Origin of the sequence: Xanthobacter sp. SG618, from assembly GCF_012932745.1 — a bacterium.
GTDB lineage: Bacteria > Pseudomonadota > Alphaproteobacteria > Rhizobiales > Xanthobacteraceae > Xanthobacter > Xanthobacter flavus.
The window spans coordinates 517,882-543,779 of the sequence record NZ_JABBHL010000001.1 but is presented as its reverse complement, the minus strand read 5'-3'; the positions used below and the strand labels follow the sequence as shown (position 1 = coordinate 543,779).

At 66.8% G+C, this 25,898-nt stretch carries 21 protein-coding genes; 16 read left to right on the top strand and 5 right to left on the bottom strand.

Annotated elements, in window-relative coordinates:
• Window positions 1-95 precede the first annotated feature (95 nt).
• The gene (locus FHT36_RS02635; protein WP_210257537.1) at window positions 96-500 is read right to left on the bottom strand and encodes a MerR family DNA-binding transcriptional regulator; all 405 of its coding nucleotides are present in this window, start codon (window positions 498-500) and stop codon (window positions 96-98) included.
• Between the two features lie 448 nt (window positions 501-948).
• Between FHT36_RS02635 and FHT36_RS02630 the strand changes: the two genes are divergently transcribed.
• The 16 genes from FHT36_RS02630 (at window position 949) to lpxB (ending at window position 19,920) form a co-directional block, all read left to right on the top strand.
• Entirely contained in the window at window positions 949-2,253 is a 1,305-nt protein-coding gene (locus FHT36_RS02630) for an outer membrane protein transport protein (protein ID WP_169120878.1), read from the top strand.
• Window positions 2,254-2,439: 186 nt separating this feature from the next.
• Window positions 2,440-4,092, top strand: coding sequence for a long-chain fatty acid--CoA ligase (locus FHT36_RS02625; RefSeq protein WP_169120876.1), 1,653 nt, complete (start codon window positions 2,440-2,442; stop codon window positions 4,090-4,092).
• Window positions 4,093-4,339: 247 nt separating this feature from the next.
• Window positions 4,340-5,344 carry a 30S ribosomal protein S2 gene (locus tag FHT36_RS02620; RefSeq protein ID WP_169120874.1) on the top strand — a complete coding sequence of 335 codons (1,005 nt, stop codon included), beginning with the start codon at window positions 4,340-4,342 and terminating at the stop codon, window positions 5,342-5,344.
• A gap of 123 nt (window positions 5,345-5,467) precedes the next feature.
• A complete protein-coding gene (gene tsf / locus FHT36_RS02615; protein ID WP_169120872.1) occupies window positions 5,468-6,391 on the top strand; it encodes a translation elongation factor Ts in 924 nt (307 codons plus the stop codon).
• Between the two features lie 23 nt (window positions 6,392-6,414).
• On the top strand, window positions 6,415-7,185 hold the full coding sequence (gene pyrH, locus FHT36_RS02610; RefSeq protein ID WP_024279301.1) for a UMP kinase: 771 nt from the start codon (window positions 6,415-6,417) through the stop codon (window positions 7,183-7,185).
• Between the two features lie 280 nt (window positions 7,186-7,465).
• Window positions 7,466-8,029 carry a ribosome recycling factor gene (gene frr / locus FHT36_RS02605; protein WP_169120870.1) on the top strand — a complete coding sequence of 188 codons (564 nt, stop codon included), beginning with the start codon at window positions 7,466-7,468 and terminating at the stop codon, window positions 8,027-8,029.
• Window positions 8,030-8,141: 112 nt separating this feature from the next.
• Complete coding sequence (locus tag FHT36_RS02600; protein ID WP_169120868.1) at window positions 8,142-8,954, top strand: isoprenyl transferase; 813 nt, start codon at window positions 8,142-8,144, stop codon at window positions 8,952-8,954.
• 5 nt (window positions 8,955-8,959) lie between these two features.
• Window positions 8,960-9,772, top strand: a complete 813-nt coding sequence (locus FHT36_RS02595) for a phosphatidate cytidylyltransferase (protein ID WP_169120866.1) — start codon at window positions 8,960-8,962, stop codon at window positions 9,770-9,772.
• A 10-nt stretch (window positions 9,773-9,782) separates the two neighbouring features.
• The gene (gene dxr / locus FHT36_RS02590) at window positions 9,783-10,952 is read left to right on the top strand and encodes a 1-deoxy-D-xylulose-5-phosphate reductoisomerase (protein WP_169120864.1); all 1,170 of its coding nucleotides are present in this window, start codon (window positions 9,783-9,785) and stop codon (window positions 10,950-10,952) included.
• Window positions 10,953-11,056: 104 nt separating this feature from the next.
• Window positions 11,057-12,214, top strand: coding sequence for an RIP metalloprotease RseP (gene rseP, locus FHT36_RS02585; protein ID WP_169121478.1), 1,158 nt, complete (start codon window positions 11,057-11,059; stop codon window positions 12,212-12,214).
• A 206-nt stretch (window positions 12,215-12,420) separates the two neighbouring features.
• Complete coding sequence (gene bamA / locus FHT36_RS02580; protein WP_169120862.1) at window positions 12,421-14,919, top strand: outer membrane protein assembly factor BamA; 2,499 nt, start codon at window positions 12,421-12,423, stop codon at window positions 14,917-14,919.
• 456 nt (window positions 14,920-15,375) lie between these two features.
• Window positions 15,376-16,473: a UDP-3-O-(3-hydroxymyristoyl)glucosamine N-acyltransferase gene (gene lpxD / locus FHT36_RS02575; protein ID WP_169120860.1), complete on the top strand. Its 1,098-nt coding sequence runs from the start codon at window positions 15,376-15,378 to the stop codon at window positions 16,471-16,473.
• A complete protein-coding gene (fabZ, locus tag FHT36_RS02570; RefSeq protein WP_051679217.1) occupies window positions 16,470-16,976 on the top strand; it encodes a 3-hydroxyacyl-ACP dehydratase FabZ in 507 nt (168 codons plus the stop codon). Before lpxD ends, fabZ begins: the two co-directional genes overlap by 4 nt.
• The gene (lpxA, locus tag FHT36_RS02565; protein WP_169120858.1) at window positions 16,976-17,782 is read left to right on the top strand and encodes an acyl-ACP--UDP-N-acetylglucosamine O-acyltransferase; all 807 of its coding nucleotides are present in this window, start codon (window positions 16,976-16,978) and stop codon (window positions 17,780-17,782) included. Before fabZ ends, lpxA begins: the two co-directional genes overlap by 1 nt.
• A 3-nt stretch (window positions 17,783-17,785) precedes the next feature.
• Window positions 17,786-18,727: a UDP-2,3-diacylglucosamine diphosphatase LpxI domain-containing protein gene (locus FHT36_RS02560; protein ID WP_348644366.1), complete on the top strand. Its 942-nt coding sequence runs from the start codon at window positions 17,786-17,788 to the stop codon at window positions 18,725-18,727.
• Complete coding sequence (gene lpxB / locus FHT36_RS02555) at window positions 18,724-19,920, top strand: lipid-A-disaccharide synthase (protein ID WP_169120856.1); 1,197 nt, start codon at window positions 18,724-18,726, stop codon at window positions 19,918-19,920. The genes FHT36_RS02560 and lpxB overlap by 4 nt, the downstream gene beginning before the upstream one ends.
• Window positions 19,921-20,002: 82 nt before the next feature.
• Here lpxB and gltA read toward each other — a convergent pair whose 3' ends face one another.
• From gltA to FHT36_RS02535, 4 genes are all read right to left on the bottom strand, one after another.
• Window positions 20,003-21,313 (bottom strand): citrate synthase, encoded by a 1,311-nt coding sequence (gltA, locus tag FHT36_RS02550; RefSeq protein ID WP_169120854.1) that lies wholly within the window; start codon window positions 21,311-21,313, stop codon window positions 20,003-20,005.
• Window positions 21,314-21,481: 168 nt separating this feature from the next.
• Window positions 21,482-22,132 carry a molybdenum cofactor guanylyltransferase MobA gene (gene mobA / locus FHT36_RS02545; protein ID WP_169120852.1) on the bottom strand — a complete coding sequence of 217 codons (651 nt, stop codon included), beginning with the start codon at window positions 22,130-22,132 and terminating at the stop codon, window positions 21,482-21,484.
• A gap of 98 nt (window positions 22,133-22,230) precedes the next feature.
• Window positions 22,231-25,002 carry a glycosyltransferase gene (locus FHT36_RS02540; protein ID WP_210257536.1) on the bottom strand — a complete coding sequence of 924 codons (2,772 nt, stop codon included), beginning with the start codon at window positions 25,000-25,002 and terminating at the stop codon, window positions 22,231-22,233.
• A gap of 254 nt (window positions 25,003-25,256) precedes the next feature.
• Window positions 25,257-25,754: a hypothetical protein gene (locus tag FHT36_RS02535; RefSeq protein ID WP_169120850.1), complete on the bottom strand. Its 498-nt coding sequence runs from the start codon at window positions 25,752-25,754 to the stop codon at window positions 25,257-25,259.
• Window positions 25,755-25,898 lie beyond the last annotated feature (144 nt).

The window sequence follows — 25,898 nt, the reverse complement described above, 5'->3', positions numbered from 1 at the left end:
GCGATCCGCGCGAATGAAAAATCCGCCCGGGGAACGCCCCACGAAAAACTCAGGATGGCCTGCGCCCGGCCCGGCTGCGGCCGGGCGGCGCCGGCCTAGCCGGCGGCCTTCTGGTCGCCGGTCTCGCTGCTGGCGAGGGCAGACAGGGCCTGCTCCTCGATGTCCTTCAGCTCGATGATGGTCTCCTCGAGGGCGAGGCGCTGGTCCTCCAGCATCTCGAGGCGGTCCTGCACCTTCTTGAGCAGCAGGCGGATCTGCTCGCTCTGGCTCGGGTCGAGGTCGTAGAGGTCGAGATAGTCCTTGATCTCGCGAAGCGAGAAGCCGAGGCGCTTGCCGCGCAGGATCAGCGCCATGCGGGCGCGATCGCGCTTGGTGTAGACACGCATGGTGCCGGCGCGGCGGGGGGTGATGAGACCCTTGTCCTCGTAGAATCGGATGGTGCGCGGCGTGACCGAGAGGTCCCGCGCCAGCTGCGTGACGGTGAAGAACGTGTCGGTCAAAGCGGACGCGCCGCCACGTTTGCCAGAGGATGCCACCAGTTCACCTATACGTCACCCAGTCGCCCTGAAGATACATGCTTTGACCTTCTCCGCAAGACCCGTTTGGCAGATGACGGAACGGTTGTGCCTTCACAACCGGTCGAGCCGGCGGGTCGCCACAAGGTGGTGGATAGAAGCCCGGCCAGCGCTGGGAAATCTGGACAGCATCGCTGCCATTTCGGCACTGTTGCATCGGCGCAACGCCCGCCGAATTCCCCAGCGTCTTGGCCCGCTACGCTGCAGGAAGTCGGTTGACGGATCATCCGCGAAAGGCATGCTGGGTGACGTATAGGGCACCGATAAAACGTATAGTGCACCGCAGCGTGCCGGGCCCGGAGGAACAGCCTAGGAGGGGGTCTTCATGACGATGCACAAGTGGGCCAGAGCCAGTCGCGATTGGTCACGGCACGTGGCTCCGGTGCTTGCCATTCCCGCCATTGCGATTCCCGTCGCACTGGTGAGCAGCGCCGCCCACGCCGGCGGATTCGGGCTCCGCGAGCAGAGTTCCTACTATCAGGGCACGTCTTTCGCCGGCACGGCCGCCGGCGGCGACGGCCTTGCCTCCATGTTCTGGAACCCCGCGGCCATCAGCTTCAATCCGGGGCTGAGCGTGGAAGGCAACGTCACCTATATCGCGCCGCATGCCTCCATCGACGTGTTCTCGGCCACCGCGCCCATCACCGGCACCAGCCTGGGCAATGTCGGCGTGAGCGACATGGTGGACAACGGCACGCTGCCGACCTTCTTCGCCACCTATGCCTGGGACAGGTGGGCGATCGGCTTCGGTGTCACCTCGCCGTACGGCCTCGTGACGGATGCGCCGTGCAGCTGGTCCGGGCGCTATTACGGCTGCTACAGCAGCATCTTCGACATGAACGCCCAGCTCTCGGTGGCCTACAAGCTCACCGACTGGATGACCATCGGCGGTGGCCTGAACGTCAATTACATCAACGCCAAGCTCACCAACGCGCAGTTCGCGGGCTTCGCGCCGCCGACCAACAATCTCTATGCCCAGGTCAACGGCGACGACATCGGCTACGGCATCAATCTCGGCGTGCTGTTCACGCTGGCGCCCGGCACCACGCTCGGCATCGGCTACAAGTCGCAGATCTCGCAGACCTTGAACGGTATGCTGGACGTGTCCGTCGCCAACATCGTTCCGGTCAAGAGCGCCAACGTGACGGCCGGCCTGACGCTGCCGGACCAGATCACCGCCTCGTTCCGCTCGAAGCTCAATGCCCAGTGGACCGTGCTTGGCACCGTGGAGTGGACCAACTGGTCGACCGTCCAGGAACTGACGGTGAAAGCCTCCGGCGTGCCGGTCAGCACGCTTGACCTCCAGTGGAACGACGGCTGGTTCTTCTCCGGCGGCGTCGAGTATCAGTGGGACCCCAAGCTCGCTCTGCGCGCCGGTATTGGCTACGAGCTGACGCCCGTGCCAGATTCCACCCGCTCGCCGCGCCTGCCCGACACCAATCGTTTCTGGCTCTCGGGCGGCTTCACCTACAACTTCACGCAGCAGTTCTCGGCGGATTTCGCCTACACCCACATCTTCGGCGAGACGAGCCCCATCCTCCTCACGCCTGCCGATCCGGCCAATGCCCTGCGCGGAACGCTGGTCGGCCAGGTGAGCAACGGCTATGTGGACATCATCTCCGTGGGCCTGCGCTACAAGTTCGACGCGCCCCAGGCGGCGGCCCTCATCACCAAGTAGGGCCTTGCGCCATCCCCGGCGGCGTTCGCGCCGCCGGTTTGCGCTTTACTAGACCCGGCACAAACCGCCTTTCTGGCGCAATCGCGCGCCAGCATTCTTGAATCACGACGTTGGTGACCCAACGTCGGAGATCACGCCGCCGGCTTGCCCAAGAAAACAGAAAAGCGCCGGCGCAGGAGGGACATCATGCTCCATCGCACCGATGCGGCGGCCATCGCCATCTCGCCCGTGCCCGACCTTCTGGAGGTCAGCGTCGCCGCGCATGGCGCGAAGCCGGCCCTGAGCTTCCTCGGCCGCAAGTGGACCTATGCCGAGGTCGGCGCCACGGTGAACAAGGTGGCGGCAGGGCTTCAGGCCATGGGCGTGGGCAAGGGCACCCATGTAGGCCTGTGCCTGCCCAACACGCCCTATTCCGTCATCTTCTTCTTCGCGGTGATGAAGGCCGGCGGCACGGTGGTCAACTTCAGCCCGCTCTATGTGGAGCGCGAGCTGAGGCACCAGATCCGCGATTCCGGCACCACCATCATGGTGGTTCCCGACCTGAAGCTGATCCACTCCCGCGTCCTGGCGGTGGCGCACGAGGCGGGGCTGAAATCCATCATCGTCTGCCCCATGTCCGGCATCCTGCCGTTTCCCAAGGGGCTGCTCTTCAACCTGTTCAAGCGCAAGGAGAAGGCGGTCTACAGCACCGGCGACGGGATGCATGTGGACTATGCTTCCCTGCTGAAGCACGGCGACCGCCCCGAGCCGGTGGAGGTGGACCCGGCCAAGGACCTCGCGGTGCTCCAATATACCGGCGGCACCACGGGCGTCCCCAAGGGCGCCATGCTCACCCACGCCAACGTCTCGGCCAATGCCCGCCAGCTGGTCCAGCATGCGGAGTGCGAGCGCATCGGGGTGAAGCGGGTGCTGGGCGTGCTGCCCCTGTTCCACGTCTTCGCCATGCAGACGGTGATGCTGATCCCGATTTGCCTCGGCGCCGAGATCATCCTGGTGCCGCGCTTCAACCTCATGTCGCTGCTCGACGATATCGAGCGCGAGAAACCCACCATGTTCCCCGGCGTGCCGACCATCTATGCCGCCATCAACAATGTGGGGGGCATCGAGAAGCGCGACCTCTCCTCCCTCACGCTTTCCATCTCCGGCGGCGCGCCGCTGCCGCTCGACGTGCGCACGCGCTTCCAGGAACTCACCGGCTGCCCGCTGGTGGAGGGCTACGGCCTCTCCGAAAGCTCGCCGGTGGTGAGCGCCAACCCGCCTCTCGGCCTCGTCAAGGATGGCTCGGTGGGCACTGCTCTGCCCGAGACGGTGATCGAGATTCGCGACCTCGCCGATTCAACCCGCCTGATGCCCGTGGGCCAGAAGGGCGAGGTGTGTGTGCGTGGGCCGCAGGTGATGGCCGGCTACTGGAATCGCCCGGACGAGACGACCGCCGTCTTCGTGGACGGGGCGCTGCGCACCGGCGACGTCGGCCTTCTGGACGAGGACGGCTATCTGTTCCTCGTGGATCGCATCAAGGACGTGATTCTCTGCGGCGGGTATAACGTCTATCCCCGGATGATCGAGGAGGCGCTCTATCTCCATCCGGCGGTGGCCGAGGCCGTGGCCATCGGCATTCCCGACAGCTATCGCGGCCAGGCGCCCAAGGCCTTTGTCACCCTGCGCAAGGATGCGCAGGCGACGCCGGCCGAGCTGATGGAGTTCCTCTCCGCCCAGATTTCCAAGATCGAGATGCCCAAGGCCATCGAGATTCGCGAGAGCCTGCCCAAGAGCGTGGTGGGCAAGCTCTCCAAGAAGGAACTGGTGGAGGAGGAGCGCCAACGGGCCGCCGCGGGGTGAAAGCGGCGGTCGCAGCCCCGTATCCCGTTGCGGCCGCCGCCGTATTCCTCCGTCGTGGCCGGTTGGGTCGGAACGGTATGGCGATGGGGGAGGGCATGCCCCCGCAGGGCGCCACCCTTGCCTATCAGCCCCACCTCGTGTATGTGCCCGACCCATTCCGCACGCGGACACAGGCCAGATCGGCCATCCGGTGCCATTCGCCATTGGCGAAGGTACGTCCGCGGAGGCTCAACCGGAGAATACCAAAGTGGCTCTTCCCGACTATTCGATGCGTCAGCTCCTCGAAGCTGGCGTGCACTTCGGACATCAGTCCCACCGTTGGAACCCCAAGATGGCTCCGTACATCTTCGGCGTTCGCAACAACATCCACATTCTCGACCTGTCGCAGACCGTGCCGGCGCTCCACCGCGCCCTGCAGGCCGTGTCCGACACCGTGGCCCAGGGCGGTCGCGTGCTGTTCGTCGGCACCAAGCGCCAGGCGCAGGAGCAGGTGGCGGACGCCGCCCGCCGCTCCGCCCAGTATTATGTGAACTCCCGCTGGCTCGGCGGCATGCTCACCAACTGGAAGACCATCTCCAACTCCATCGCCCGGCTGAAGAAGCTGGAGGAGATGCTGGCCGCCCCCGAGGCGTCTTCCGGCTACACCAAGAAGGAGCGCCTGACGCTCTCCCGTGAAAAGGAGAAGCTGGACAAGGCGCTCGGCGGCATCCGCGACATGGGTGGCCTGCCGGACCTCCTGTTCGTGATCGACACGAACAAGGAAGACATCGCGGTCAAGGAAGCGCAGCGCCTCGGCATCCCGGTGGCGGCCATCCTCGACACCAATTGCGATCCCGACGGCATCGCCTATCCCGTCCCGGGCAACGATGACGCCGGCCGCGCCATCCAGCTCTACTGCGACCTCGTCGCCCGCGCCGCCATCGACGGCATCGGCCGCGGCCACAGCGACCTCGGCTACGACGTGGGCGCCGAAGAGGCCCCGCTCGTCGAGGACCTGCCGGTCGAGACCAGCGTGTGGTCGTCCTTCGAGCCCCTCTCTGGTCCCCGCGGCGTCGCCGACGACCTGAAGAAGCTCACCGGCGTGAGCCCCGAGATCGAGCAGAAGCTCAACGATCTCGGCGTGTTCCACTTCGGCCAGATCGCCGGCCTCGATGCCAACGATGCGCACCGCATCGGCGAGGAAGTGGGTCTGCCGGGCCGCGTGGACGGCTGGGTTGCCCAGGCCAAGGAGATGTCTGCCGAGGTCGAGTGACACCCGTCACCATCCTTGTCGCAGATCTGAAAACGAATCGAGAGTAATGGGGCGCGCACCGCGCCCCCACGGCCGGCTCGGGCGCACCGTGGCCGGCCGTGGCGCGAGAAGAAGGGATTGAACATGGCTGCGATCACCGCCGGGCTCGTGAAGGAACTGCGCGACAAGACCGGCGCAGGCATGATGGACTGCAAGTCCGCGCTCACCGAGACGAACGGCGACGTCGAGGCTGCCATCGACTGGCTGCGCAAGAAGGGTCTCGCCAAGGCTGCCAAGAAGGCCGGCCGCGTGGCCGCCGAGGGCCTCGTTGCGGTCGAGTCGTCCGGCCACTACGCCGCCGCCGTCGAGGTGAATGCCGAGACCGACTTCGTGGCGCGCAACCCGGACTTCCAGGCGTTCGTGCGTGAGGTGGCCAAGGTCGCCCTCAACACGGACGGCTCCCTGGAGGCCGTCGCCGCCGCCAAGTTCCCGGGCGAGGACGTCACCGTCGCCGACCGCCTCACGGCGCTCATCGCCACCATCGGCGAGAACATGACGCTGCGCCGCTCGGTGAAGCTCACGGTCTCCAAGGGCGTGATCGCCTCCTACGTCCACGGCGCCGTGGTCGAGGGCCAGGGCCGCATCGGCGTGCTCGTGGCGCTCGAGTCCGAGGGCGACGTGGAGAAGCTCTCCACCCTCGGCCGGCAGATCGCCATGCACGTGGCGGCCCTCAACCCGCTGGCGCTCGACGCCTCCGGGATCGATGAGGCCACCATCGCCCGCGAGAAGGCCATCCTGCTCGAGAAGCACCAGGGCAAGCCCGCCAACGTGCAGGACAAGATCGCCGAAAGCGGCATGAAGAGCTTCTTCAAGGAGAATACCCTCCTCGACCAGCCCTTCGTGCATGACGGCTCCAAGTCCGTGTCGCAGGTGCTGAAGGAGGCCGAGGGCCAGGTCGGCGCTCCGGTCAAGCTCACCGCGTTCGTGCGCTACGCGCTCGGCGAGGGTATTGAGAAGGAAGAGACCGACTTCGCGGCCGAGGTGGCCGCCGCCGCCGGCCAGTCCTGATCGCAGGCGGGGAGGGGGCTCCCATGACCGCCATCTCCGACGACTCGGACTATCCGGAACCCCCGGCGCCCTTCGCGGCGCCGGGACTGCCTTATCCCCGCATTCTGGTGAAGGTCTCGGGCGAGGCCCTGATGGGCGCCGAGCCCTTCGGCCTGCATCCGCCCACCGTCGCCCGCATCGCCCGTGACCTCGTCGCCGCCCGCGCGGCGGGGTGCGAGGTGGCGGTGGTCGTCGGTGGCGGCAACATCCTGCGCGGCGCGCGGGTGGCGGACGAAAATCTCGATCGCGCCACCGCGGACCACATGGGCATGCTCGCGACCGTCATGAACGGCCTCGCGCTGGAACGGGCCATCGAGGCCGCCGGCGCGCCCGCCCGCACGCTTTCCGCCATTCCCATGCCGACGGTGTGCGAGCCCTACGCCCGCCAGCCGGCCATGCGGCACCTGCGGCGCGGCCGCATCGTGGTGCTCACCGGCGGAACCGGAAACCCCTATTTCACCACCGACACCGGTGCCGTGCTCCGCGCCGCCGAGCTCGACTGCGACGCGGTGCTGAAGGCGACCAACGTGGACGGTGTCTATTCCGCCGACCCCAAGCTCGATCCCTCTGCCACCCGCTACGACCGCATCACGCACGACGAGGCGCTGTCCCGCGACCTCAAGGTGATGGATGCGGCGGCGTTCGCGCTTGCCCGCGAGGCTGCGTTGCCGATAATCGTGTTTTCCATCCGCGAGCCGGGCGCCATCGCCACGGCGGCGATGGGAGAGGGGCGCGTCACGGTCGTCGCGCCCTGATCCGGCGAGACGGACCGCGGCTTGAGGGTTTCCGGACGGACAGGGAGCGCTGTCGACGGATGAAGGCAAACGGCTCGCTCCGGGGCATCGCCTTGGGCGCGAGCCGCGTTCGGCACGGCCACTGAATTGCCGTGCCGGCCTGCCATGTCCACGCGAGCCGCGCCCTCGACCCGAACGCCACCCGCCGCACCTTTCCCGCCGGGACAACGCCGACGCATGGAATCCGAAACGTTTCCGTGCGATTGAAGCGTGCCCGCGATCTTGAAGACAGAGGATAGTCATGACCACCGGGACCTTCGACATGGCCGATCTCAAGCGCCGCATGCATGGCGCGGTCGGCGTGCTCAGGGACGAGCTTGGCGGCCTGCGCACCGGCCGCGCCTCGGCCAGCCTTCTCGAGCCGATCACCATTGAGGCCTATGGCGCGCGAATGCCGCTGAACCAGGTGGCCACCGTCTCCGTCCCCGAGGCCCGCATGCTCTCCGTGCAGGTGTGGGACCGCGGCATGGTGAACGCCGTCGAGAAGGCGATCCGCGATTCGAATCTCGGCCTCAATCCGGCGACGGAAGGCCAGGTGCTGCGCCTGCGCATCCCTGAACTCAACCAGGAGCGGCGCCAGGAACTCGTCAAGGTTGCGCACAAATATGCCGAGGCCGCCCGGGTCGCGGTACGTCATGTGCGTCGCGACGGGATGGACCTGCTGAAGAAGCTGGAAAAGGACAGCGAGATGGGTTCCGATGAACTCGACCGCCTGTCCAAGGACGTCCAGAAGGCGACCGACGAGACCATCTCCGAGATCGACCAGACGCTCGCCCAGAAGGAAAAGGAAATCCTGTCCGTCTGAGCGGGGACAGCGGCGGCGGGAGGCCAGGGACGCGGTTGACCGATGCCGGTCAGCCGCCACGGTTTGAGAGCCAACGCGGTTTGAGGACGAAGGTGTGAGCCCTGAGCAAGCCATGACCCTGCGCGCCGCGAGCGACGCCGCCGTCCCCGGCCGGCCGTCGCCGGCCACGCCCGCGTCCGCCGGTCAGCCGACGCCCGCTCCAGCCGGCCAGTGCGTTCCCGTGCATGTCGGCGTCATCATGGATGGCAACGGCCGCTGGGCCACGTCCCGCAAGCTGCCGCGCGTGGAAGGGCATCGCCGGGGCGTGGAGGCGCTGCGCCGCTGCGTGCGCGCCGCCCGCGAGATCGGCATCCGCTTCCTCACCATCTACAGCTTCTCCGCGGAGAACTGGTCGCGTCCCGTCACCGAGGTGACGGAACTGATGCGCCTGCTGAAGTTCTTCCTGCGACACGACCTCGCCGAGCTGAATTCCGCCAACGTGCGGGTGAAGGTGATCGGCGAGCGGGCGGCCCTTGCGCCCGACATCCGCCAGCTCCTGGACGATGCCGAGGCGCTGACCTGCACCAATACCGGGCTGACGCTGGTCGTTGCCTTCAACTACGGCGCGCGGCAGGAGATCGCCTCCGCCGTGGCGCGCATCGCGGCGGATGTGGCGGCCGGGCGGGTGAAGCCTGAGGACGTTGACGTGGAGATGATCTCCCAGCGGCTCGAAACCGCCGGTATCCCCGATCCCGATCTCATCGTGCGCACCTCCGGCGAGCAGCGGCTGTCCAATTTCCTGCTGTGGCAGGCCGCCTATTCAGAATTCGTGTTCCTGCCCATCTACTGGCCTGATTTCGACAAGGCCGCCCTCATCGCGGCCATCGACGAATATGCCCGGCGCGACCGGCGGTTCGGCGGCGTGACGCCTCGCCCCGGACCCTGACCCACGTGCATTTCGGCTCCGATCTCGGGCACCGGACCCTTTCCGCTCTCGTGCTGGTGCCGCTGGTGCTCGCCACCGCGTGGTATGGCGGCATCCCCTTTGCCATTCTGTGGGTAGCGGCGGGGCTCCTCGTCCTTAATGAATGGGCGGTCATCGCCCGCCTCGATCATCGCCCGGTCTATCTCGGCCTCGGCGGCCTCGGCCTCGTCGCCGGTGGCGTGCTGGCGGTGACATCGGACCCGACCTGGGCCTTCAGCGCCGTCGTGCTGGGTGCCGCTGCCTGCAGCCTCGCGGTGCCGCGGCAGAGCGCCTGGGCTATGGCCGGCGTGCTGGTGGCGGCCAGCGCGGCGCTTCCCGTGGTGGTCTTGCGCGGCAGCTCGGCGCTCGGCCTTTCCGCGGTGCTCTATCTGTGCGCCGTTGTCTGGGCGACGGACATTTTCGCCTATTTCACCGGTCGCGCGCTGGGCGGGCCGAAGCTGTGGCCGCGGGTGTCGCCGAACAAGACCTGGTCCGGCGCCATCGGCGGAACCCTGCTCGGCACCCTCTGCGGCCTCGCCGTGGCCTATGCCTCCGGAGCGCCGGCTTTGCTGCCGCTCGCCGGCCTCTCCCTCCTGCTCAGCATCGTCAGCCAGGCCGGCGACCTCGCGGAATCGGCGTTCAAGCGCCTGTTCGGCGTGAAGGATGCGAGCCGGCTCATTCCCGGCCATGGTGGCCTGCTCGACCGGCTGGACGGCTTCGCCGCCGCCGCGCTGGTGGCGGTCGTCGTCGCCGTGCTCCGCAATGCGGGCGACCCGGCGACTGGCCTGCTTTTGTGGTAGGACGCTCCCCATGAAACGTCTCTCCGTGCTCGGGGCCACGGGCTCCATCGGCCATAGCGTCCGCAAGGTTCTCGCGGATGCTCCGGACCTCTACCGGGTCGAAGCCGTCGTTGGAGGTCGCGACGCCGCAGCGCTTGCCGAGACCGCCCGCGCCCTTGGCGCCAGCTTTGCCGCAGTGGCCGACCCCGCGGCCGGCGCGGCCCTGAGGGAGGCCCTCTCTGGAACCGGCATCGAGAGCGGCGCCGGACCGGAGGCGGTACTGGAAGCCGCGCGACGCGACACCGATGTGGTGGTGAGCGCCATCGTCGGCTGCGCCGGCCTTGCCCCGACGGTCGCCGCATTCGCGCCCGGCCGGCGCATCGCGCTCGCCAACAAGGAATGCCTCGTCGCCGCCGGCGCCTTCTTCATGGCCGAGGCGGCGCGGCTCGAAACCGAACTCCTCCCGGTGGATTCCGAGCACAACGCCATCTTCCAGGCGCTGGCGGCCGGCCCGCAGCGAGCGGTGGAAAAGATCACCCTCACGGCGTCCGGTGGCCCCTTCCGCCTCAAGAGCCGGGAGGAGATCGCCCGCGCGCTGCCGCAGGACGCGCTGAAGCACCCCAACTGGAACATGGGCGCGAAGGTCACCATCGATTCCGCGACGCTCATGAACAAGGGGCTGGAGCTGATCGAGGCCCAGCACCTGTTCTCCGTCACCGCCGACCAGCTGGATGCGGTGGTGCACGCCGAGTCGGTGGTGCACGGCCTCGTCTCCTTCATCGACGGTTCGGTGACGGCGGGGCTGGCGCTGCCCGACATGTGCGTGCCCATCGCCCATTGCCTCGCCTATCCGGAGCGGGTGGCGACCTCCTGCCGCAAGCTCGACCTCGTGGCCCTCGGCCGCCTCAGCTTCGAAGCGCCGGATGTGGCCCGATTCCCGGCGCTCGCTTTGGCCCGCGAGGTGTTGAAGCAGGGCGGCGTCGCCGCCACCATTCTCAACGCGGCGAACGAGATCGCCGTCGCGGCCTATCTGGACGGGCGGATCGGCTTCTACGGCATCACGGACATCGTCGCGGCGACCCTCGACCGTATCAATGGTGGTCCGGCACCTTCGAGCGTCGCCGACGCGCTGGAGGCGGACCAGCTCGGGCGCCGTACCGCCTCCGGACTTCTGCCCAAGTTTGCCGCAAAGGCGTCTTAAGAGCAGTTTTCCGCCCGCGGCTCCGGTGCACCGAGGCTGGCGAGAGCGGGATAAGTGTGTAGGGTTGGCCCGCCCCCGGGCGCCCGGGAGATGAGGAACGGATGATGGATGTGATTTCCGGTCTCGGTGCGAACCTTGGCACGCTGTCCTCCACTCTCCTCGGCTACGTCATTCCCTTCCTGTTCGTCCTGACGCTGGTGGTGTTCTTCCACGAGCTCGGCCATTTCTGGGTGGCCCGCCGCGCCGGTGTCCGGGTGGTGACCTTCTCGCTGGGCTTCGGACCGGAGATCGCCGGCTTCAACGACAAGCACGGCACCCGCTGGCGCATCGCCGCGATACCCCTCGGCGGCTATGTGCGGTTCTTCGGCGATGAGGATGCGGCTTCCACGCCCGATTCCGCGCGTCTCTCCCAGATGACGGCCGCCGAACGCAACGAAAGCTTCTTCTACAAGCCGGTGGCGTGGCGCGCGGCCATTGTCGCGGCCGGTCCGATCGCCAACTTCCTCCTGGCCATTGCCATCTTCGCCATCGTCTTCATGGTGTTCGGCAAGCAGGTGACGGCGCCGCGTGTCGACCAGATCAATCCCGGCAGCGCGGCGGAGATGGCGGGCTTCAAGCCCGGCGACCTGGTGCTGGAGATCGACGGCGCCAAGGTGGACAGCTTCTCCGACATGCAGCGTATCGTCGGGTCCCATGCCGGCCAGCCGCTCGCCTTTACCGTCGCCCGGGGCGACCGCGAGGTTACGCTCACGGCCACGCCCGAGCTGAAGGAGGTCAAGGACCCCTTCGGCAACAGCCACCGGACCGGCCTCCTGGGAATCTCCCGCTCCCTCGCCGCCGGCGACGTGACGACTCAGCGCTTCGGCCCGGTCGAGGCCATCGGCATGGGCGTGCAGGAAACCTGGTTCGTGGTGGCCCGCACCTTCGATTACCTCGGCGGTCTCGTGGCCGGACGCGAGTCGGCGGACCAGCTGGGTGGCCCGATCCGCATCGCGCAGGTATCCGGGCAGGTCGCGACATTTGGTATCGGGGCACTTCTGTCCCTGGCCGCGGTGCTCTCCGTGTCTATCGGATTGCTTAACCTCTTTCCCATCCCGCTGTTGGATGGCGGCCACCTTCTGTTCTACGCTTTCGAGGCGATCCGTGGCCGCCCGCTGAGTGCGCGGACGCAGGACATCGGCTTTCGCATCGGCCTTGCGCTGGTGCTGATGCTGATGATCTTCGCCACCTGGAATGACGTGCTGCATATTGCTGCAATGTAAGGGATTTTGATTTGTCGCACCGGGGTCGTGGCGAGCGGGCAACGGTCTCCGGAAAAGGTCAGTCTTCAGCCGCGGCTTGGTTTGCACCTGCGGTAAAAGACTGTACAAGCGGCAGCGCAGGGTGAGAATCCGTCCCTGTGCCCTGGCCTTCGGCCGGGGAAGGGCGGCGGGTTCGAGAACAACGAAATTTCAAGGTTGCGCACCATATGACTGCTTCGCTCCGGGTTCTGAGAAATCTGGCCGCCGCCTTTGGTCTCGCCGCCTGCGTTGCGGCGGGTTCGGTGGCCGGTTCTCTCGTTGTGGCGTCCCCCGCTGCAGCCCAGTCCAGCTCCATCGTGGTCGAAGGCAACCGCCGTGTGGATGCCGACACCATCCGCTCCTATTTCGGCTCCGGTCCCTATACCGCCGCCAAGATCGACGAGGCCTGGAAGGCGCTTTACGCCACTGGCCTGTTCTCGGACGTGCAGATCAACCAGTCCGGCGGCCGCATCGTGGTGCGGGTGGCCGAGAACGAGGTGATCAACCGCGTCGTCTTCGAGGGCAACAAGAAGATCAAGGACGAGGTGCTCGAGGGCGAGGTTCAGTCCAAGCCCCGCGGGCCGTTCAACAAGACGGTCGTCCAGGCGGACACCCAGCGCATCATCGAGGTCTATCGTCGGTCGGGCCGTAGCGACGTGCGCGTCAACCCGGTCACCATCGACCGCGGCAACGGTCGCGTCGATCTGGTCTTCGAGATCAAGGAAGGCGACAAGACCGGCATCAAGGACATCAAGTTCGTCGGCAACAAGGCCTTCTCGGACTGGAAGCTGAAGGACGTCATCTCCACGACCCAGACCAACTGGCTGTCGTTCCTGAAGTCCACGGACGCCTATGATCCGGACCGAGTGAACTCCGACCAGGAGCTGCTGCGCCGCTTCTACCTGAAGAACGGCTATGCCGACTTCCGTATCATCGGCGCGACCGCTGAGCTCGATCCGGCCGGCGGCGGCTACATCCTGACCTTCACCCTCGAAGAGGGCGATCAGTACCGCTTTGGCAAGGTCGATGTGATCTCCAACATTCGCGATCTGGCTGCCGACTCCTTGAAGCGCGTGGTTCGCGCTCAGGACGGCCAGATCTATAACGCCGAGCTCGTCGAGAAGTCGGTCGAGAACCTCACCATCGAGGCGTCCAAGGCCGGCTATGCGTTCGCCCAGGTGCGTCCGCGCGGCGATCGCGACTTCCAGAGCAAGCTCATCAACGTCGCGTTCGTGATCGAGGAAGGCCCGCGGGTCTACATCGAGCGCATCGAGATCCGCGGCAACACCCGCACCCGCGACTACGTCATCCGTCGTGAGTTCGATATCGGCGAGGGCGACGCCTACAACCGCGTGCTGGTCGATCGGGCTGAGCGCCGGCTGCGCAACCTCGGCTACTTCAAGAACGTGAAGATCACCACCGAGCCGGGCTCCGCGCCTGATCGCGTGATCCTCGCGGTGGACGTGGAAGACCAGCCCACGGGCGAGTTCTCCATCTCCGGCGGCTACTCGACCGCGGACGGCGTCATCGGCGAGGTCTCGCTGGGGGAGAAGAACTTCCTCGGCCGCGGCCAGTACGTGAAGGTCTCCGGCACCCTCGGCCAGTACTCGCAGGGCGCGGAATTCTCCTTCACCGAGCCCTACTTCCTCGGCTATCGCCTCGCGGCCGGCTTCGACCTCTACTGGAAGAACACCGAGACTACGAGCTACACGCCGTACGGCACCAACATGGTTGGCGGTGGCCTGCGCTTCGGCCTGCCCATCACCGACGAGATCACGCTGGCCCTGCGCTACAACCTCTATCAGCGCACGATCAACCTGTGCGCCAACTACGGCGATGTAGGAACGCTGCCCTACAGCTACTGCGCGACGTCCATCTCGTGGGCCATTCGCGATGCGGCGGCTCAGGGTGCGACCATCACGTCGGCGCTCGGCTACACGTTGTCCTTCAACTCGCTCGACAGCAACCAGAACCCGACGCAAGGCATCTACGCCGAACTGAAGCAGGATCTGGCCGGCGTGGGCGGAGACGTGAACTTCATTCGCACCACGGGTGACTTCCGTCACTACACCCCGCTGCCGTACGACAGCGTGCTCATCCTGCGTGCTCAGGCTGGCTATGTCTCGTCTTGGGGCAATCAAGACCTCGACGTGCTGGACAACTTCTACATGGGTCCGAACTTGGTCCGCGGCTTCGCGCCGTCCGGTATCGGTCCCCGCGATATCGCGCCTTGCGCGGCATCGAACGCCGGCACGCCGCTCTCGTACAACTGCTACAACAACCAGCTGAATGCGCTGGGCGGCACCACCTACTGGGGTCTGTCTGCGGAAATCCAGTTCCCCTTCGCCTTCCTGCCTAAGGATATCGGCATGAAGGGTGCGATCTTCGCGGATGCCGGTTCGCTGTTCGACTACGGCGGCCCGACGAAGTTCCCCGGCGTGTACAACTGGGATGGCAGCAACTTCTACGGCAAGCCGAACCTGGTGAACTGCCCGAGCATCGGCAAGACGTGGGGCTACAACAACGTCTGCGTCTATGACGACGATGCCATCCGCTCCTCGGTCGGCGTCAGCTTGATCTGGCAGTCGCCGTTCGGACCCCTGCGCTTCGACTATGCCTGGGTGCTCTCGCAGGCCCAGTTTGACCAGACGCAGGCGTTCCGCTTCTCGGGCGGTACCCGCTTCTGATCGCGCTCTACGGAAAGGCTGCGGCGGCGTTCGCTTCCGAAGCTCCAACGGGATGAGATCTTCTCCCTGCCTCTCCGGTGCGTTGCATCGGGGAGGCAGTCTCGTTATGGGAGAGGCGCATTTCGACCACGCGAGCCCTTTCCTGCAGCACAGCCTCTCCGGCGAGGTCTTCCCCCTCGCGCTGTCTTCCGCGTCACGACGCCGTCGTCGTCGGCTAACGTTCCTTGCCCCGAGCGCGCCGGCCCAAGAACAATTCAATTGGGAGAACGCCGCGTTGCAGATTGGCGCCGGCAGCAGGGCACCTGCCTGGCGGGATGTCTTGCTCAGGACAGATCCCGCAGCGGTTGAGGACAACCTCCAGCTGGGAGTTGCGCGTGGTTGGGGCTTGCCCGGAGGCCCCCTTGCCGCGTACGTGAAATCTCCTGTTCCGTCCTCCGGCGTCTGGGCGTATCCGTCATGAGTCACGACCTCTTCTTCCCGCTTCCGGAGCCGCTGACCCTCGCGGAAGTGGCAGCCCTCTCCGGAGCGCGGCTTGCCGCTTCAAGTCCCGCGGAGGAGGCCGAGCTTGGCGCCCGGCGTATCAACGGCCTCGGTACGCTGGAAACCGCCGGCCCCGACGAACTTGCCTTCTGCGATTCCTTTCTCTTCGCGGAAAAGCTCGGCAGCGTGCGCGCTGGCGCACTCATCACCTCTGAGCGCTTCGCCCCGAAGGCCCCGGCCGGCCTGCCGCTGCTGATTGCCCCGCGACCTGCCGCGGCCTTCCTCGCCGTGTCGCGGCGCATGTTCCCCGCCGCGCTCCGTCCGCTGCCGATCTTCGGTCATGAGGGCGTTGCCCCCGGCGCTCAGGTCCATCCGAAGGCGCGGCTGGAGGACGGGGTAACGGTCGATCCCGGCGCCGTCATCGGGCCCGGTGCCGAGATCGGCGCGGGGACCGTCATCTGTGCGGGAGCGATCGTCGGGCCGAACGTGCGCATCGGCCGCAACTGCGCCATCGGCGCCGGCGCGAGCGTGATCCACGCTTACCTCGGCAACGGCGTCATCATCCATGCCGGCGCCCGTATCGGCTCCGACGGTTTTGGCTACCAGCCGAGCCCGGCCGGCCACGTGAAGGTGCCGCAGCTCGGCCGCGTCGTGGTCCAGGACAATGCGGAGATCGGCGCCAACACCACCATCGATCGCGGCGCCATCACCGACACGGTGATCGGCGAGGGCAGCAAGATCGACAACCTGGTTCAGATTGCCCACAACGTGGTTATCGGCCGCCATTGCATCGTCGTGTCCCAGACCGGCATTTCGGGCTCCACCACCCTCGGTGATTTCGTGATGCTCGGCGGGCAGGTGGGCGTGGTGGGCCATGTCACCATCGGCACCGGGGCGCAGATCGCTGCCTCCAGCAATGTGAAGGGCGACGTGCCCCCCGGCGTGCGCTGGGGTGGCTCGCCCGCAAAGCCCGTGCGCGAGTGGTTCCGCGAGGTCGCGACGCTCAAGCGCATCGCTGCGGCGAGCGCCCGCCGCGGCAAGGACGACGAGGAAGGGGAAGGACCGCAGGAATGAACGACACCACGCGCGCAGCCGGCGAGGCCGGCGCGGCCCAGGCCGAAGCCCCCAAGGTGCTCGGCAGCGCGGACATCCAGAGGGTGCTCGCCTGCCTGCCGCATCGCTATCCCATCCTGATGGTGGATCGCGTGGAGCAGATCGACGGCGATCTCTCCTGCATCGGCGTCAAGAACGTCACGGCCAACGAGCCGCACTTCCTCGGCCACTTCCCGGGCAATCCGGTGATGCCCGGTGTCCTCATCATCGAGGGCATGGCGCAGACCGCGGGCGTCGTCTGCGTGCTGGGCAAGGAAAACAAGGAGAAGCCCTCGCTGGTCTATTTCATGACCATCGACGAGGCGAAGTTCCGCCGTCCCGTAGTGCCGGGCGATGTGCTCGAATACCACATGACCCGCATCAGCCGCCGCCGCAACATGTGGTGGTACCGCGGCGAGGCCAAGGTGCGCGGCGAGCTGGTGGCCGAGGCCAAGGTCGGCGCGATGATCGTGGAGAACAGCTAGTGGCGAAGATCGATCCCACCGCCCGGGTGGAGAACCCGGCGGGGCTCGCGGATGATGTCGAGATCGGTCCCTATGCCATCCTCGGTCCCGATGTGGTGCTCGAAGCGGGCGTGAAGCTCCACGCCCATGTGGTCATCCAGGGCGTCACCACCATCGGTGCGCGCACGCAGGTCTTCCCCTTCGCCTCTCTAGGGTCCGCGCCCCAGTCCGTGCACTACAAGGGTGAGCCGACGAAGCTCGTCATCGGCACGGACTGCATGCTCCGTGAGCACGCGACCGCCAGCACGGGCACGGTGGGCGGCGGCGGCATCACGCGCATCGGCAATGGCGTGATGATGATGACGGGCTCCCATGTGGGCCATGATTGCACGGTCGGCAACGGCGTCATCTTCGCCAACAATGCGGTGCTCGGCGGCCATGTGAGCGTTGGTGATTTCACCTTCCTCGGCGGCCAATGCGCGGTGCACCAGTTCACCCGCATCGGCGCCCAATGCATGATTTCCGGCCTCACCGGGGTGCGCGAGGATGTGATCCCCTTCGCCAACGTGCTCGGGCAGGCCGGCAAGCTGGTCGGCCTCAATGTGGTGGGCATGAAGCGGCGCGGCTTCACCAAGTCGGACCTGCACGCGGCCCGCGCGGTCTATCGCGACCTGTTCTTCGGCGAGGGCACGTTCGACCAGCGCCTCGATAAGGTGCGGCAGATGGCGGGGGAATCGGCGTTCGCTGCGGCCGTGGTGGCCTTCATCGATGCCGATCGCAAGCGCCCCATCTGCCATCCCGCCCGGGGTGTCATCAAGGAGGATTGAGCCGTGGGCCTGCCGGGGGAAGACGGGCATGGGCGTGCCGCGGGGGCGGCATGCGGCCCGGACGCGGCCGGCTTCGGGGCGTCGCAGAAGCCGACCCCCCATGGCAAGGGCCCGCTCGGCATCGTGGCCGGCGGTGGCTCCTTTCCGGCGGCGGTCGCCGAGGCGGCGGCGGCGGACGGGCGCGAGGTGGTGCTGTTCCTCATCCAGGGCTTCGCCGATCCGGCGTTGGAGCGCTGGCCGCACCACTGGTTCCGCCTCGGCTCGCTCGGCTCCGTCACCTCATGGGCCAAGGCGCGCGGGGTGCACGAGGTGGTGATGGTGGGAGCGCTCACCCGCCCGCGTATGCGTGACCTCGGGTTCGATTTCACCATGCTGCGGCTTCTGCCGCGCATCGCCCGCCTGTTTCGGGGCGGCGACAATCACCTGCTCTCGGGCGTGCTGGGCCTCGTGTCGGAACAGGGCTTCACCCTGGTCGGCGCGCATGAGGTCGCTCCGCGCCTGCTGCTCCCGCAGGGTGTGCTTGGTGCGCTCCAGCCGAACGAGACCCAGGAGGCGGACATCGCGCGCGGCCTCGACGTCATCCGTGCTCTCGGTCCGTTCGATGTGGGGCAGGGGGTGATCGTGGTGGATGGGTTGGTCGCGGCAGTCGAGGCGGCCGAGGGCACCGATCAGATGCTGGCGCGCTATGGCGAGATGCGCCGTTCCGGACGGCTGCGCTTCGCCGCCGGCAAGGGCGTGCTGGTGAAGGCGCCGAAGCCGGGGCAGGACCGCCGGGTGGATCTGCCTTCCCTCGGGCCGCAGACCGTGACGCGTGCGGCGGAGGTGGGCTTGGCCGGCATCGCCTTCGAAGCGGGCGGCGCCATCGTGCCGGATGCGCAGGCGCTGGTGGAGGCGGCGGACGCCGCCGGCCTGTTCGTCGCCGGTATCGGAGGGCGTGGCGCGTGACCGTACAGGATGCGAGGCGTCCGCCGAAAATCTTCATCGTCGCGGGTGAGGAATCGGGGGATCAACTGGGCGGTGCGCTGATGGAAGCGCTGGCCGAGGTCGCGCCGGGTACCACCTTCCGGGGGGTCGGCGGCCGGCGCATGGGCGCGTCGGGGCTGGAAAGCCTCTATCCCATGGATGACCTGACCGCCATCGGAATCGCCGCCGTGGTCGGCAAGCTGCCCACCATCCTCAGGCGCCTCAAGGAGACGGTGGAGGCGGTGCTCGCCGACCCACCGGACGTGCTGGTGCTGGTTGATGCGCCGGATTTCACCCACCGCGTCGCGGCGCGGGTGCGGGCGCACAACCCGAACATTCCCATCGTCAAATATGTCTCGCCCACCGTCTGGATCTGGCGGTCGGGGCGGGCGGCGGCCATGCGACCCTATGTGGACGCGCTGCTCGCCCTGCTGCCGTTCGAGCCGGAGGTCCATCGCAAGCTGGGCGGGCCGCCGACCTTCTATGTAGGGCATCCCCTGCTGCAGAGGCTGGGCGAATTGCGGCCGTCGCCCGCCGAGGCCGAGCGGCGACAGGCGAAACCACCGCTGGTTCTGGTGCTGCCGGGCAGCCGGCGGCGGGAGATTTCGCGCATCGGCGCCGATTTCGGCGCGGCTTTGGCCGAGGTCGGTCGGGTCCATGAGATGGAACTGGTGCTGCCCACCCTGCCACGGCTGGAAGGGCTGGTGCGCGAGACCATCGCCAGCTGGCAGCTGAAGCCGCGCATCGTGACGAGCGAGGCGGAGAAGCTTGCTGCCTTCCGTTCCGCTCATGCCTCGCTTGCCGCCTCCGGCACGGTGACGCTGGAACTGGCGCTCGCCGGCATTCCCCACGTCGCGGCCTACCGCATCGGCTGGCTGGAGGCGCAGATCGGCCGGCGGGTGCTGAAGGGTACGACGGTGATCCTCGCCAATCTGGTGGCCGGGGAAAATGTGGTGCCGGAGTTCCTGCAGGAGTATTGCACGGTGCCGGCGCTCGTCGGCGCCCTCTCGGCCCTGCTGGAGGACAGCCCCGAGCGGCGGCGCCAGGCGGCCGCGTTCGCGCGTTTCGACGATATCTTCGGCATTGCCGGGCCGAGCCCCAGCGCGCGCGCAGCCCAGGTGGTGCTCCGCCTCGCGCGGGATGGGCGCCCGGGCGCCCTGCCGCCGCCGGCCTGAAGGTCGGCGCGGCGATACGGCTCCCCAAACGAAAAACGCGGCCCGAAGGCCGCGTTTTCCTTTTTCAGACGACCTCCAGCGCTCACTTGCGCTTGGACATGGCCACGTAGTCGCGCTGGGCGGCGCCGGTGTAGAGCTGGCGGGGACGGCCGATGCGCTGGCTCGGGTCCTCGATCATCTCCTTCCACTGGCCGATCCAGCCCACGGTGCGGGCGAGCGCGAACAGCACGGTGAACATGGTGGTGGGGAAGCCCATCGCCTTGAGGGTGATGCCCGAATAGAAGTCGATGTTCGGGTAAAGCTTCTTCTCGATGAAGTAGTCGTCGTGCAGCGCGATGCGCTCCAGCTCCACGGCCACATCGAGCAGCGGATCGTCCTTGATGCCGAGCTCGGTCAGCACTTCATGGCAGGTCTGCTGCATGATCTTGGCGCGCGGGTCGTAATTCTTGTAGACCCGGTGACCGAAGCCCATCAGGCGGAAGGGATCGTTCTTGTCCTTCGAGCGCTTGATATATTCGGGGATGCGATCCACCGAACCGATCTCGGCCAGCATCTTGAGGGCCGCCTCGTTGGCGCCGCCATGGGCGGGGCCCCACAGGCAGGCGATGCCGGCGGCGATGCAGGCGAAGGGATTGGCGCCGGAGGAGCCGGCGAGGCGCACGGTGGAGGTAGAGGCGTTCTGCTCGTGGTCGGCGTGGAGGATAAAGATCTTATCCATCGCCTTGGAGAGAACGGGGTTGACCTTGTATTCCTCGCACGGGACAGCGAAGCACATGCGCAGGAAGTTCGACGTATAGTCGATATCGTTCTTGGGATAAACAAACGGCTGGCCGATGGAATACTTGTAGGCCATGGCCGCCAGCGTCGGCATCTTCGCGATCATGCGGATCGATGCGATCAGGCGCTGGGTGGGGTCGGAAATGTCGGTGGAGTCGTGATAGAAGGCCGACAGCGCGCCGACCGAAGCCACCATGATGGCCATCGGGTGTGCGTCGCGGCGGAAGCCCTGGAAAAAGCGGGTCATCTGCTCGTGAACCATCGTGTGATTGGTCACGGACTTGTCGAACTCCGCCTTCTGCGCCGCAGTGGGGAGCTCGCCGTAGAGCAGCAGATAACAGGTCTCGAGGAAGTCACCGTTCTCGGCGAGCTGCTCGATGGGGTAGCCGCGATACAGCAGCACACCTTCGTCGCCGTCGATGTAGGTGATCTTGCTCTCGCAGGAAGCGGTCGAGGTAAAGCCGGGGTCGTAGGTGAACATCCCCGTCTGGCCGTAGAGCTTGGAGATGTCGACCACGTCGGGTCCGATGGAGCCTTCGTGGATCGGAAGGTCCCAGCTCTTCTCCCCCAAGCTTAGCTTGGCCGCTTTTGCCCCGGTGTTGGTGGTGGCGTCCATGGATCCCTCATCCTTTGGGCGGACAGACCCGTTTTCGGCAGAGGTCCGGAGGTGGCGGTCCGGTCTCCGAGCGGCAAGTCCGTCTCCGCTCCGGCATCTTCGCGAATGCGAAGCCGCCGTCCTGCAGTCCTAAACCCTCCCCAATCCTGCCGCAAGCATGACCATGCTTCATTGGCGGGCAGCGAGGCGTTTCTCTGCAATGGCAAGGTCTTCCGGCGTGTTCACGTTGAAGAATGGGTCATCCGGAAGGCCCTCCCACGACACCGTTACGGCATTGAGGGTATCGAGGAGAAGCCCGACTTTCAGCCGTCCCGCCTCAAGGCTTTGCCGCAGCGCGGTGCGAGCCGCCACGGGCCAAAGGGCGATCACGGGATGCCGCTGCCCACCCGATTCTGCGCACACCACGGTGCCGCTCTCCCGGTACCGTTCCGTCAGTCGCGCGATGAGATCATCAGGCAGGAAGGGCGTATCCGCGGCGACCGTCACGAGGCTGGCAGCTGCGCCTGTCTCGGCGAGATGGTCGAGACCCGCCAGCACGCCGGCGAGCGGTCCCGGATAGCCGGCGATGGTATCCGGAAGCACCGGGAGGCCGAATCCCTCATAGGTGCCGGCCGGGGCGTTGGCGTTGATGAAGAGGGGACCGGCCTGCGGCCTCAGGCGATCTATCACGTGTGCGATGAGGGGGCGGCCGCCCAGCGGCACCAGCGGCTTTTCCAAGGCTCCCAGCGCCGGCGCATTGATCCGCCGGCCCAGGCCACCCGCGAGGATCAGGGCCGGGGGAAGCGGGGGGAGGGGAGAGACGGTCGGCTGATCGGGCATCTCGGCTCAGGGCCACCGCCGTTGCCGGCGTAGAAGGGGAGGACAAAAAGAAACGCCCGGCGCGAGGGCCGGGCGTTCGGTTAGGTCTGGGGCCCCGCTCAGTCCGCGACGGCGGGGGGCGCATTGAGGCCGAGGCGGCGGGGCACCGCCGCGAGCTTGGCGCGGATGACCCGCCAGGTGGCGAAGTCATTGAGGCGCGAGGGCTCGAAGGCGCCGATCATCGCTGCAGCCACGAACGGTAGGCTCTGCACCAGCAGGGCGATGCCATAGAGGTTGATCTCGCGGATATGACGCCAGTCGTTGGAGGTCTTCACGATGGAAGAGCCCGGCAGATTGTTCGCCACCAGCATGTAGGCGCCCGCGGCGATCAGGAGACCGCCGATGATCGCTTCCGGCAGGGCCGGGAAGGAGCGCGCCGCGCCAGCGAGCCAGTTGTTGCCCTTGGCGGTGCGGGCGAAGGCGAGGTCCTTGTAGCGGAAGCCGTCGACCACCGCCTTCGCCACCGTGAACTGCACCGCGCTGGCCGCCACAGCCGCACCGAGCATGCGCAGCGGCGTGGTCTCCACCCTCAGGCGGTACAGGCTGATGAAGTGCAGCACGTACACCAGGAAGGTGATGAGGATCGGCAGCGTCAGCACGTGCGCCGGCACCGAGATGGAGAAGTAGGCGACGAACGGCACGAACATCAGGGAGGCGATGGCCATGAACGCGCCCACCGATTCCGAGCCGAGCCACGAAATCCAGCCGAGCACGAAGTGCCGCTTCTGGGCCGTGGTGAGGCGAGAATTGTTCGGCAGGAACCGGCGCCAGTGCTTCTTGATGATCTGGAAGCCGCCATAGGCCCAGCGGTGACGCTGCTTCTTGAACGCCTCGAACGAGTCGGGCAGCAGGCCATAGCCGTAGCGCTTGCGGGTGTAGTGGGTCTTCCAGCCGTTCTCGGCGATGGACAGGCCGAGGTCGGTGTCCTCGCAGATGGTGTCGGACGACCAGTTGCCGGCCTCCACCATGGCCGCACGGCGGATGAGGCACATGGTTCCGTGGACGACGATGGCGTCGTCCTCGTTGCGCTGCACCATGCCGATGTCGAAGAAGCCGGCATATTCGGCGTTCATCGCCTCGTGCAGGGGGCTGCGATGGCCGTCGCGGTGATCCTGCGGCGCCTGGACGAGGCCCACGGTCGGATCGTCGAAAGCGGGGACGAGGTCCTTCAGCCAGTCGGGCGTCACCACATAGTCGGCATCGATCACGCCGATGATCTCGGCATCGGGAGCCGTCGCATCGAGGGCGATGCGCAGGGCACCGGCCTTGAAGCCCGCCACCTTCTCGGCGTTGATGAACTTGATGTGGTCGCCGAGCTTGGCGCAGTGCTCGCGCACCGGCTCCACCATCGCCGGGTCCGGCGTGTTGTTGACGATGATGATCGCCTCGTAGTTGGGATACTCCAGCCGGGCGAGGGCATCGATGGTCTGGATCAGCATCTCCGGCGGCTCGCGATAGGCGGGCACGTGGATGGAGACCTTTGGGAAGCGCGTGGGCGCGGCGTGCTTCTGCTCCTCGACGAGGCGCTTGGGACCGCTGCCGAAGGCCACGGCCGCCAGTTCCTCGATACGGTAGAGCAGCACGAACACCAGCGGCACCAGCATCACCACGCTCAAAGCGAGGGTGAGGTAGTCACCGCCCGACACGTAGTGGTTGAGCCAGTAGTCCACCACCAGCGCCAGCCACGCGGCGACACCGTTGGCCGAGGCGGCCAGCACGAGGCCCTGCGTCATGGTGAGGTCACGCATGCGCAGCAGCGGCAGGGTGAAGAGCACGCCCAGCAGCAGCGCCAGGATGGCGGTCTGGTTGTAGGTCTTCTCGAAGATCGGGCCGGTCAGGGGAAACTTCAGGGTGCGGTCCGCGTCGAACACGCCCCAGTACTGGCCCACCGAGCCTTCGTTCTGCTTCTTGGGCAGGTCGAACGCCTCGATGATGTTGTACTCGATGCCCAGCGCATCGGCGCGGGCGACGAAATTGCGGATGATCTTGGCCTGCTCCATCGGGTCAGGCACGGAGGCGCCGCGGTTGTAGCCGTGCGAGGGCCAGCCGAACTCGCCGATCACGATGCGCTTGCCGGGATAGGCGGCGCGCAGGCGGTTGTAGGCGTTGATGGCGTAGTCCACCACCTGATCCGCCGGCACCTCCTCCCAGTAGGGCAGGATGTGGGCGAGGATGAAGTCCACCGAAGCCACCAGCTCCGGCGCGTCGGGCTCCAGCCAGGTGTTCCAGATCTCGCCCGTGCTCACCGGCACGTTGACCTGCCGCTTGACCTTGCGGATGACGGCGGCGAGTTCCGACTTCGACATGTCCCCGCGCAGGACGGTCTCGTTGCCGACGATCACCGCGTTCACGTTGCGGTTCTGGCGGGCGACCTTGACGACGCTGTCAAGCTCGCGGTCATTTTCTTCCTTGGCCGTGAGTGGCTCGCCGGTCTGCGGGTTGAGGACAAATTTCCCGCTCTTGTCCTTGACCTTGATGGGCTCGCCGGTCTTCTCGTTGACTTCCTTGTTGAGCCACGCGCCGGCGGTCACGCGCAGGCCCTGCTCGGCCGCGATGGGCGCGATCAGTTCCTTGCCGTTGGTGGAGGAATAGGTGCGCACGCCGCGGCTGTAGGGCGCGACCACCGCCATGTCCGAGCGCACCTGCGCTTCGGTGGTGGGTGCATCGCCCTCAGGGCTCATGTTGCGCGCGAAGGGCGCGAAGGACAGGCTTTGAAAGCGGTCCGTGATGTTCGGAGCGCTCGCCTCGGGACGCATGGAGAGCCACATCGCGGCGTGGAACGAGGTCACAACCGCAATGACCGCTGCCGCAGCAGCAAGACCGGGACGCATGGCGATGCCCACCCATAGGGGAAGTCGGAACCCAACGCTGGCTTAAGGCACAGGTTCCAGAGGACGTTTCCGGGAATTACGCGAACGGATCGGGGCACCTTTTCGACCTGCCCCCAGATCGGCATCGCAGCGTTAATGGTAAATTTACGCTGCAATGCATCGAGAGACTAACACTCTCACGCAGAGAGATAAATCCCGATCGTGGCGCCTCTTCGACGCCGCTGCGTCAGCCGGGTGTCTGCGCAATGATCTAATTATTGCGCTGCGCCAGGGGCAGCGGGGGTGGTGCCCTGGGTTGCGCCAGCTGCGGGGGCCGGTGCCGCGGCGACGTAATCCGGGTTCACCCAGCACTGCTGGGCGCGTGTGTCCACCCGATCGCGCGCCTTGGTGTCGATCTTGCCCTGCCGCACGAGGCAGCGCACCGCCACCTTCAGATGCTCGGTGGGGCAGCCGAAGCGCTCGTAGAATTCGAGATGCCGCCGCGCGGTGTCGACGTCGTCGTTCCAGATCAGTGCGGCGATCCGCCGCCCGGTGAAGACGCACTCGGGCAGGCCGGCCGCGCCGGGCAGCTTTGCGGCCTCGTTGAACTCCTCGACCGAGCGGCGCTGCTCGGCCGCGGCCTTCTGCTCGGGGGTCTGCTCCGCCGGCGGCTTCTGGTCGGCCGGCTGGGTCTGGGCCGAGGCCGGCGAGAGGCACGCGAAAACGATTGCGGCCGCGAGCAGCGGGAGGCGGTAGGGGTGCATGAGGATCATGATCTCGAGAAAATGGTCGGCGGGCGCCGCGCCCGACACCCTAGGAGAAGGAAGAGAATTTGTCAGCATGACGGCGCATCGTTCGGCACATGCCGTAGGGAAAGCGTGGCTTTCGCTTACCGTCCCCCCATAGCTGCGTGCGGA

Coding starts and splice junctions, on each gene's coding strand:
- frr (WP_169120870.1), top strand. CDS start 7,466: ATGACCACCGGGACCTTCGACATGGCCGATCTCAAGCGCCGCATGCAT.
- tsf (WP_169120872.1), top strand. CDS start 5,468: ATGGCTGCGATCACCGCCGGGCTCGTGAAGGAACTGCGCGACAAGACC.
- pyrH (WP_024279301.1), top strand. CDS start 6,415: ATGACCGCCATCTCCGACGACTCGGACTATCCGGAACCCCCGGCGCCC.
- dxr (WP_169120864.1), top strand. CDS start 9,783: ATGAAACGTCTCTCCGTGCTCGGGGCCACGGGCTCCATCGGCCATAGC.
- FHT36_RS02600 (WP_169120868.1), top strand. CDS start 8,142: ATGACCCTGCGCGCCGCGAGCGACGCCGCCGTCCCCGGCCGGCCGTCG.
- mobA (WP_169120852.1), bottom strand. CDS start 22,132: ATGCCCGATCAGCCGACCGTCTCTCCCCTCCCCCCGCTTCCCCCGGCC.
- bamA (WP_169120862.1), top strand. CDS start 12,421: ATGACTGCTTCGCTCCGGGTTCTGAGAAATCTGGCCGCCGCCTTTGGT.
- FHT36_RS02540 (WP_210257536.1), bottom strand. CDS start 25,002: ATGCGTCCCGGTCTTGCTGCTGCGGCAGCGGTCATTGCGGTTGTGACC.
- rseP (WP_169121478.1), top strand. CDS start 11,057: ATGGATGTGATTTCCGGTCTCGGTGCGAACCTTGGCACGCTGTCCTCC.
- lpxD (WP_169120860.1), top strand. CDS start 15,376: ATGAGTCACGACCTCTTCTTCCCGCTTCCGGAGCCGCTGACCCTCGCG.
- FHT36_RS02535 (WP_169120850.1), bottom strand. CDS start 25,754: ATGATCCTCATGCACCCCTACCGCCTCCCGCTGCTCGCGGCCGCAATC.
- gltA (WP_169120854.1), bottom strand. CDS start 21,313: ATGGACGCCACCACCAACACCGGGGCAAAAGCGGCCAAGCTAAGCTTG.
- fabZ (WP_051679217.1), top strand. CDS start 16,470: ATGAACGACACCACGCGCGCAGCCGGCGAGGCCGGCGCGGCCCAGGCC.
- FHT36_RS02625 (WP_169120876.1), top strand. CDS start 2,440: ATGCTCCATCGCACCGATGCGGCGGCCATCGCCATCTCGCCCGTGCCC.